The organism is Streptomyces sp. NPDC059897 (assembly GCF_042730865.1).
Lineage (GTDB): Bacteria > Actinomycetota > Actinomycetes > Streptomycetales > Streptomycetaceae > Streptomyces.
Window position 1 is genome coordinate 41,718 of the sequence record NZ_JBHWKQ010000053.1, and the last position, 8,554, is coordinate 50,271.

General features: G+C 70.6%; 5 protein-coding genes and 1 tRNA gene. 2 read left to right on the forward strand and 4 right to left on the reverse strand.

The window, feature by feature from the left end; all coding sequences use genetic code 11:
- Positions 1-161: 161 nt before the first annotated feature.
- The 3 genes from ACFV9W_RS35175 to ACFV9W_RS35185 form a co-directional block, all read right to left on the reverse strand.
- Complete coding sequence (locus tag ACFV9W_RS35175; RefSeq protein ID WP_385769395.1) at positions 162-695, reverse strand: single-stranded DNA-binding protein; 534 nt, start codon at positions 693-695, stop codon at positions 162-164.
- A gap of 125 nt (positions 696-820) precedes the next feature.
- Complete coding sequence (locus tag ACFV9W_RS35180; RefSeq protein ID WP_385769407.1) at positions 821-2,821, reverse strand: GTP-binding protein; 2,001 nt, start codon at positions 2,819-2,821, stop codon at positions 821-823.
- Positions 2,822-2,826: 5 nt separating this feature from the next.
- Positions 2,827-4,470 carry a dynamin family protein gene (locus ACFV9W_RS35185; protein ID WP_385769397.1) on the reverse strand — a complete coding sequence of 548 codons (1,644 nt, stop codon included), beginning with the start codon at positions 4,468-4,470 and terminating at the stop codon, positions 2,827-2,829.
- Positions 4,471-4,803: 333 nt separating this feature from the next.
- Between ACFV9W_RS35185 and ACFV9W_RS35190 the strand changes: the two genes are divergently transcribed.
- A tRNA-Arg gene (locus ACFV9W_RS35190) sits at positions 4,804-4,876 on the forward strand.
- Between the two features lie 377 nt (positions 4,877-5,253).
- Entirely contained in the window at positions 5,254-6,786 is a 1,533-nt protein-coding gene (locus ACFV9W_RS35195) for a CBS domain-containing protein (RefSeq protein ID WP_385769399.1), read from the forward strand.
- Between the two features lie 34 nt (positions 6,787-6,820).
- Here the strand turns inward: ACFV9W_RS35195 and ACFV9W_RS35200 are convergent, their stop codons facing one another.
- A complete protein-coding gene (locus ACFV9W_RS35200) occupies positions 6,821-8,407 on the reverse strand; it encodes a serine/threonine-protein kinase (protein WP_385769401.1) in 1,587 nt (528 codons plus the stop codon).
- Positions 8,408-8,554: the final 147 nt, after the last annotated feature.

Genomic DNA, 8,554 nt, shown 5'->3' on the forward strand with positions numbered 1-8,554 from the left:
GTCACGCTCGGCATCCTAGGGAAATGATCTTTGGCGATCCCCGGAGCCGCCTTCCGGCAACCGATCCGAATCGCAATCGTTATCACCAACACCGTTTCCGAGCTGGGCTTATCGACAAATCGCCAGCATGTCGGTGCCGATAAGCCGCAGTTCGGCCACGGTCATCCCACGGGCTGCGGCTCGGCCAAGTCGGGCTCGGTCCCTTGCGAGTTCGCCGCGTCCAGCTTCGCCGCGTCCGACTTCGCCGCGTCGGACTTCACTACGTCCGGCCTCACCACTTCCGGCCTCACTACGTCCCACGGAGAGTCACCCCGCGGCGCGCTCTCCACACGAGGTTGCTGCACCCGGCGGAACGCGGAGGTGCCGCGCGACAGGTCGTGCCCGATCGCGACCGCCTCGATGTCCGCCGACGTCCAGTGCTGCCCGCCCCGCTCCTCGTCGCGCACCTTCAACTTGCCCTGCACCATGACCGGTTCACCGAGCGCCAGAGAGCTCTGCACGTTCGTCCCCAGGGCGCGCCAGGCCCATACCGTGAAGAAATTGGTGTGCCCGTCCACCCACGTGTTCTGCACCCGGTCGAAGCGGCGGGTGTGCGCCGCGAGCCGGAACCGGGCGACCGGTCCTGTCGGCAACTCCCGGAACACCGGTGTCGTCGCCACGTTCCCCACCACGGTCACCATCGTCTCGCTGCTCATCCGGAACCCCTCCCGTTGCCCCCGCCCGGCCCGGCTCGGCCGCGGCGTCCGTGCGCGGCCCGAGCCCTTCCCGAGCCGCGATCACAGATTGCCCCCGCGCCGCGATCCCCGCCGACGCCTGTGGCCTACCCGCGGGTTGTGGAAACTCCCGTCACTCCCCCGGCCACCCGCACGTACTGCTCCCGCACCTCCCGGTACCGCAGCAGCTCCGCCGCGACGGGGTCCAGCACCCGCGCCCGGCCACAGGCCGCAGCCGCGTCCCTGAGCCGCCGCTCGGCCTCCTGCCCGTACCGTCGCGCGGGCCCCCTCGCCGCCATCCGGCAGGACCACTCCACGCACGGCCCGCCCACGAGCCCCGCGAGCACCAGCAGTAGTGGCACACCCAGATTCGCCGAAAAGACCCCGACGAGCTGCCCCAACAGCCACAGCACGCCCAGGACTTGCAGCAACGTCATGCCCACCTGGGCGAACACCGCGACCGGCCACCAGCCGGGCCGCGGCGGCCGACCGGCCCCGTGCTCCGGCTTCAGCCGCTCGGACACGGCGCCGGAGGCGACATCGGACGCGGCGTCGGACGCCAGCTCGTCGAGTGCCTCGGGCAGCCCCTCCCCGCCCCGCGTCGCGGCCTCGCGCACGGCCTGTCCCCACGCGGCCGGCAGCCCGGTCGCCGCGGCGTCGCCGACCACCCGCACCGCATGCTCGACGCGCTGCCGGGCCGTGACCTCCTCGTCGTCGGCCGGGACCACGGGAGCGGTGACGGTCGAACCGACCGCGCGCCGCTCCTCGTACCAGCGCCAGAGCCTGAGCCACGGGGTTCCGCAGGCCCGGTTGGCGCCCCGGCTCCACTCCCGCTCGGCCGCCTGGCCCGCCGCGGCCGCGCCGACGGCCTCGGCGAGCCGGTCCGCGAACTCCTCGCGGGCCTCCTCGCTCAGCCCGCTCTGCCGCCCGGTCGCGTACACCTGCTTGAGACGGTCGGCTGCGGCGTCGACGTCGGCGCCGATCCGGCGCGCGGCGGCCCGGTGTTCGGCGGTGACCTGGTCGAGGCAGTCGCGCAGGTCGTCCACGCCCTCCCCGGTGAGGGCGGAGAGCGGCAGCACCGTGGCGCCGGGCTCGCCGTGCTCGCCGAGCGCGATGCCGTCCTCGTCGAGCAGCCGCCGCAGATCGTCCAGGACCTGCTCGACGGCGTCGCCGGGCAGCCGGTCGACCTGGTTGAGCACGACGAACATCACCTCCGCGTGCCCCGCCATGGGCCGCAGATACCGCTCGTGGAGCATCGCGTCGGCGTACTTCTCGGGGTCGACGACCCACACCACGGCGTCCACGAGCCCGAGCACGCGGTCGACCTGGTCGCGGTGTTCGAGCGCGGCGGAGTCGTGATCGGGCAGATCGATGAGGACCAGCCCGTCCAGCTCCGCCTCCCCGTGCTCCCCCTGCTGCACCTGTGCGGGTCGGCGCCGCGCACGACCGGGAATCCCGAGCCGGTCGAGCAGCCCGGCGGCCCCGTCCGTCCAGCTGCACGCGATGGGCGCGGAGGTGGTGGGCCTGCGCAGCCCGGTCTCGGAGAGGGGCACCCCGGCGAGGGCGTTGAACAGCGTCGACTTTCCGCTCCCCGTGGCCCCCGCGAGGGCGACGACGGTGTGCCGCGACGACAGTCTCCGCCGGGCCGCGGCCTCGTCGAGCACCTGCCCGGCCTCGGCGAGGGTCGCCCCGTCGAGCCGGGTGCGCGAGAGCCCGACGAGCTCCCGCAGCGCGTCGAGCCGCTGCTTCAACTGCCCGTCGTACGTCCCCGATCCGGCCGGCACCGCCGCCTCGCCGCCCTGCTTGGCGACGCGCCGCGCGATGAGACCGTCGTCCCAGGGGGTGGACTCCGTACGCCCTTGGGGAATCTCCACGCCCTCGGAAGCGCCTGCCCCCGCGGACGCCACGCCCTCTTCCCGGGACGCCACCGCGACGCCCCCTGACGGCCCCGCATCCCCGAGATTGTCCGCGAGATCCGTGAGATCGGAGTCATCCGCGGCCCCGTCGCGATCGGCGGAATCGGCGGAACTGATGGGATCGATTGAATCGGCGGGATCGGCGGGGTTCCTGGGATCGGGATTGTTCTGATCCGTGACGGCGGCGGTCAGCGCCCTCACCTCACCTTCTGCAGCAGCGAAAGGGCCGCGATCAACTCGGCCTGGGATTCGGGGGTGATGTCGAGCGCGTCGAGCGGCGCGAGCCGGCGTTCGCGCTCCGCGCCGAGCACGGTGTCCAGGTACTCGCTCAGGAGCTGCCCACCCCGGTCGCGCAGCCGCAGCGCGCCCTGCGCGCCGATCCGCTCGGCCAGGTTCTCGCCCGCGGCCTTCCCCCGGCGCCCGCCGAGCAGGCCGGTGGCGACGAGCGCCGCGACGGCCTCGGCGTCGGGCGGCGAACCGTCCATGGCCTGCGCCGCGGCCCGCACCTCGTCCTCGGCGTACTCCTCGAGGACCCGCCGCCAGCGTCGTACGGCAAGACCGATCCGCTCCTCTACGGTCTCGGACTCGGGCCCCTGCCTCCGTAGTTCGGCGGCACGCGCGCCGGGTTCGTGCCGCCAGGCCTCGTCGACCCGCTCATCGGCCGCGGTCACCGCACACGCCAACAGGGAGCCGAGACTCTCCACCAGAGCGTCGAGCAGCTCCCCGCCCCCGCAGTCCGCCGGATAGCTCCGCCAGTGCTTCAGGGCGTTCCCCGAGAGCACGCCGCCCTTCCGCAAACGCTCCAGTACGCGCGCGTGCTCGGTCTCGTACGCGTCGTCCACGGCGGAGGTGAGCCGGACCATGGCGGAGTGCTGGGCTGCGACCGCCGACGCCAGCTCGGGCATCCGGGCGCGCAGCGAGTCGAGCGTGCCGCGGGCGGTTCGGGCCATGGCGCGGGCCCTCGCCTCGGGGTCCTGGGCGCGGTGGGTCAGCCAGGCGCGGAGCGGGGCGACGGCGGTGGCGGGCAGCAGTCCGCCGTTGCCGGTCGACTCCGGGAGCTCCGGCACGGTGAACCTCGGCACCTCGCCGAGCCCGGCCTTGGCGAGCAGCGCGCCGTACTGCCGGGAGACCTCGGAGACGACCTGGTGGGGCACTCGGTCGAGCACGGTCACCAGGGACGCGTCGTACTCCTTGGCGGTACGCAGCAGGCGCCAGGGCACGGCGTCGGCGTACCGGGAGGCGGTGGTGACCATGACCCACACGTCGGCGGCGCTGATGAGCCGTGCGGCGAGCACGCGGTTCTCGGCGACGAGGGAGTCGATGTCGGGGGCGTCGAGCAGCGCGAGCCCGCGCGGCAGGACCCCCGAGGTCTCCACGCGCAGCACGCGCGCCTCCGCGTCGGGAACGGGCTCGAGGTCGTCCTCCTCCTCGCCCTCCCCGTCCGGGCCGCCGTCGGCCTGCTTGGGCATCCACACGCGCGCGAGGTCGGGCAGCACCCGCACCCCGGAGAACCAGTGGTGGTCATCCGGATGGCAGACGAGGACCGGAGTACGCGTGGTCGGCCGCAACACCCCCGCCTCGCTCACGACACGCCCTACGAGCGAGTTCACGAGGGTCGACTTGCCGGCGCCGGTCGACCCGCCCACGACGGCGAGCAGGGGCGCTTCGGGGGCCCGCAGGCGGGGCACCAAATAGTCGTCGAGTTGTGCGAGCAGCTCGCCGCGGTTGGCACGCGCGCGTGGCGCCCCCGCGAGCGGGAGCGGAAAGCGCGCGGCGGCGACACGGTCGCGCAGCGCGGTAATTGCGTCGAGCAGCTGAGGCCGAACGTCCAAGGTCACCACACGTGAAGAATGCCCAATTTTGGCCGCATTATGAAGCATATGGCCACGCCTGCGCGCCGATAAGTCACGCGATACGGCACAGGAAGCACACAGCGGGATGGAAGGGGCGACTGGGGGCGCAGGCATAACGAGTGCACAACACCCGAGGCGTATGAAGCCAAAAGCGATGCAGGATTCGTACCTACCTGCGATTATCGGGACCGCTTCACTGAACCTCCACATCGTGGCGCGGAGGCGAAGCAGCAGGGGCAGGGACCCGGGAGCCCTATCCTTGTCCCCGGCAAGGTCACGGATCACCCCACATCCCCCGACCAAGCCACCGGCCACACACCGGCCCCCGTAGCTCAGTGGATAGAGCAGGCGCCTTCTAAGCGCTTGGCCGCAGGTTCGAGTCCTGCCGGGGGCGCACCTTTATGCAGGTCAGAGGCGGTTTTTAGCCCTTCGCGAGATCACTTGCGGAGGGCTTTTTCATTGCCCGTGAGGCTGTTTTGTGCAGATATAAACCCCTGGCTGGGGCGCTGCGTCCCACGTACGTCCCCCGTTTGGGGCGGCAACTTCCGCAAGACCGCCACTAGTCAGAGAGTCGCCCCTGGTCAGAGTCATGTTGACGAACAATCAGCCATGAACAGGGCAGGCGCCAAAGCGGCGCCTGCCCTGTTCATGGCTGCTGACTCAATCCGCTCCACGCCCGTGCTCGCACCGTCACACGCACGTAGATTCAGCTCCGACGTGAGCCGCGCGATGCGGATGCGTGCTCGAGGACTACGCAGGGGGACGGGAACCATGGTCAGGGCTTGGACGGTCCGCGGTGGCCAGTACGGAGAGCGCGAAGAGCAGGCGCTTGACGAAGGCGTGGTGATCGCCGGCTGGGAGGAGGTCGGCGATCTGAGCGGCTGCGCCTCAATCGCCGATGTGGGGGATGTACTGGCGGGGGCCTATCCGGAGGAGCCGGCCGGCCGGGTGGACAACTGGAAGCACCAGCTGTGGCGCTTCATCACGATGGAGACCGGGGATCTGGTAGTGATGCCCCGCAAGTTCCTGGGAGTCGTCGCCATCGGACGGCTGACCGGCGGCTACGAGTACCGGAGCGAGGCCGCCCCCGGCTTCCGGCACACGCGCAAGGTGGAGTGGGTGCGCAGCCAGGTCGAGCGGGCGGCGATCGGCGGCGACCTCCGCGACAGCATCGGTGCGTTCCTGACCGTGAGCGAGCTGAGCCGCCGTGACGCGGCCCACCGTGTCGAGACGCTGGCGCAGACCGGCGTGGACCCGGGCTACAAGGGCGCCGTGGAGCCGCCTGCGGACCCCGAGGCGCTTGAGCAGGACGTGCGCGACGAGGGCACCCGACAGCTGACCGCCCGGGACCTGATCGGCCTGTGGGGCTGGCAGAGGCGCACCGGTGACGTCATCGACCTCGTCGACAGAGAGCTCGCGGCTCGCGGTCTGCAGGTGGCCCCGCACTTCACGGAGGTGCAGCTCGACGGCCTGATCACGGTCTCCGCGGAGGAGACCACGCTGACCGGGGACACGGTCCAGGAGCCGCCGGGGACAGAGCTTGGTCACACCCCCACAAGGGTGGCGGGCGAGGACCTGAGTCGACACTGGCGTATCGGCAGCCTCCCCTTCGCCCGGGATGTGGTGACAGTCGGCTTCGACGAGCCGCTGAGTCGCGCCATCACGCGCATGGTCCAAGGCGACTTCTCACAGCTTCCCGTGGTGAACCGGAACAACGTGCTACGAGGAGTCGTCACCTGGGAGAGCATCGCCCGCGCCCAGCTGGGTCATCGCGGCGCGACCATAGCCGCGGCCCTGAACCCCCACCCGCTCACCGCTCAGGAGCAAGAAGAGCTGTTCGTCCGTATCGACGACATCCAGCGCCACGGGTTCCTGATCGTCACCGATGGCGACAACCTCGTGCTCGGCATCCTCACCGCATCCGACTTGGCCGATCAGCTCAAGCTGCGGGTCGAGCCGTTCATCCTCCTCGGCGAGGCGGAGCGGCGCCTGCGCCGCCTCACCGACCGTCTGCCCGTGGAGGAGCTGCCCACCGGTTCGGGAGTGCGCAAGACCCGTGCCGCAGGCAAGTACCTCACCCTCGGCCAGTATCCGGAGGTCCTCAAGGACGACACCTGCTGGGCGACCTTGGCGTGGCCTTACGAGCAGGACGACCTGGTGCGCCGAGTCGCCGCCGTCAAGGACTACCGGAACGAACTCGCGCACTGGGACATGGACGCTCCGGAGACGAAGACCGAGGCGCTGACGGAGACCAAGCAGCTGCTGAGCCTGTTGAAGCTGATCGACCACGATCCACGGCCATGACGGGCTGACCACTCAGGGCCGGGCCGTCCTCCCGTCAGGCGCCCGGCCCAGGGTCGTCGAGGCCGAGCTCGATCACCGCGAGCGCCTCGGCGATCTCGACCGCCAACTCGTCTTCCGGTCCACTGACCAGGACCACGTCCTGATACAGCGGCTCCAGCACCTCCTTGGCCTCCGCCGTCCGCCCCTGCGCAAGCAGCAGCATGCCGATGTTGTGCCGGAGCTCCACCGCTTCTTCGCTCGCATCACTTTCGACGGCGCGTACAACGTCCAGTACCTCCCTCAGCTGCGCCAGCGCGTCGGTGACCATGCCAAGTTCGGCGCGGCATCGAGCGGCCTGGGCACGACACGCACGGGCCTGCTCACTGGTCGGCCCGGCGATACGGGCATACGCGTCGGCAAGCGTGTCGAACTCCGGGCGCGCGGCGCGGTAGTCACCGCCGAGCAGGCGCACCGCGGCTCGCTGCCTGCGCAGTCCCAGGACGGCCCGGTTCTCCGGGCCGAGCGCGCGGGCCGCAGGTTCGATGACCTCGCTGAGCACGTCGACCGCCTGCGAGAACCGGTCCTCCATGATGAGCAGGTCTGCCTGGTCACGGGCTGCCCTGATGTCCTCGCGCAACTGGGTAGGCACCGGCATGGGTTGCGGCACCACGGGAGCCGGCCGGTCAACGGCGGGCGCCTGTTCACGAGCCCGGGGTGCGTAAGGCTTGCGGTAGAGAGCAGTCGGATCAGGCACTCCTGAAGGGCCTTGCCCGCCGTTGACGGTTGTCTCATCGCCAGGCTGCGGCAGGAACGGGAGCAGCCTTTCATATACCTCTTGCGTGTCGGCCGGCCGTTCCTCGGGTGCTTTGCCCAGCAGACACAGGACAAGTTCCTCCAGGGCCTGTGGCACCTCAGGGCGCAGCTGCCTCAGCGGAGTCGGGGCTTCGCTCACGTGCTGGTACATCAGGCCGAACTCGTCGCCTGCGGTGAACAGGAGTCGTCCGCTGAGCAGTTCATGCAGGACGCAGCCGAGTGCGTAGAGGTCTGTCTGCGGAGTGATCGTGCCGCCACGTACTTGCTCGGGAGCCATGTACTGGTACGTGCCGATGGGTGTCCCGGTGGCGGTCAGTTTCGTGACGTCCGTACGGAGCATGGCGGCGATACCGAAATCCAGGACCTTCACCGTGCCGTCGCGGGCGACCAGAACATTGGACGGCTTCAAGTCACGGTGGATCACCGGAACCTGGTGGGCGTGCGACAGCACCGTCGCGACCTGCGCGGCCACCGCTGCCGCCCAGCCGATCGGCAGCGGGCGCGCCGGATTGACGTACCGGGCCAGCGAGACGCCGTCGACGAGTTCCATCACCAGGAACAGCCGCTCCAGCGAGGCGTCCAGCACCGCGTCGTACACCTGAGGCACGCCGGGATGCTGAATGCGCGCGGTAATCCTGGCCTCGCGTTTGAAACGCTTGGCGAACTCCTCGGCGAGGTGCGGCGCCGCGGCCAGCGACGCCTGCCGAAGCAGCTTCACGGCCACCGGCCGGTCGAGCACGGTGTCGTAGCCACGCCACACATCGCCCATACCGCCGTGGTCAAGCTCCTCAAGGAGTTCGTAGCGGTCGGAGATGGGCTCGGGTGGCACGGTGCTCTCACTTCCTGCGCTGGTGACCGTGTGTAGGCGTTCGTGGTGTGACGGTGCGTGTCCAGTGTGACGACTGGGGTGATCATCCGTCCAGGCCAGGTTCAGCCAGGATCAGCGAGCGAGCGGTGCCGGGGATGCCCCGGCACC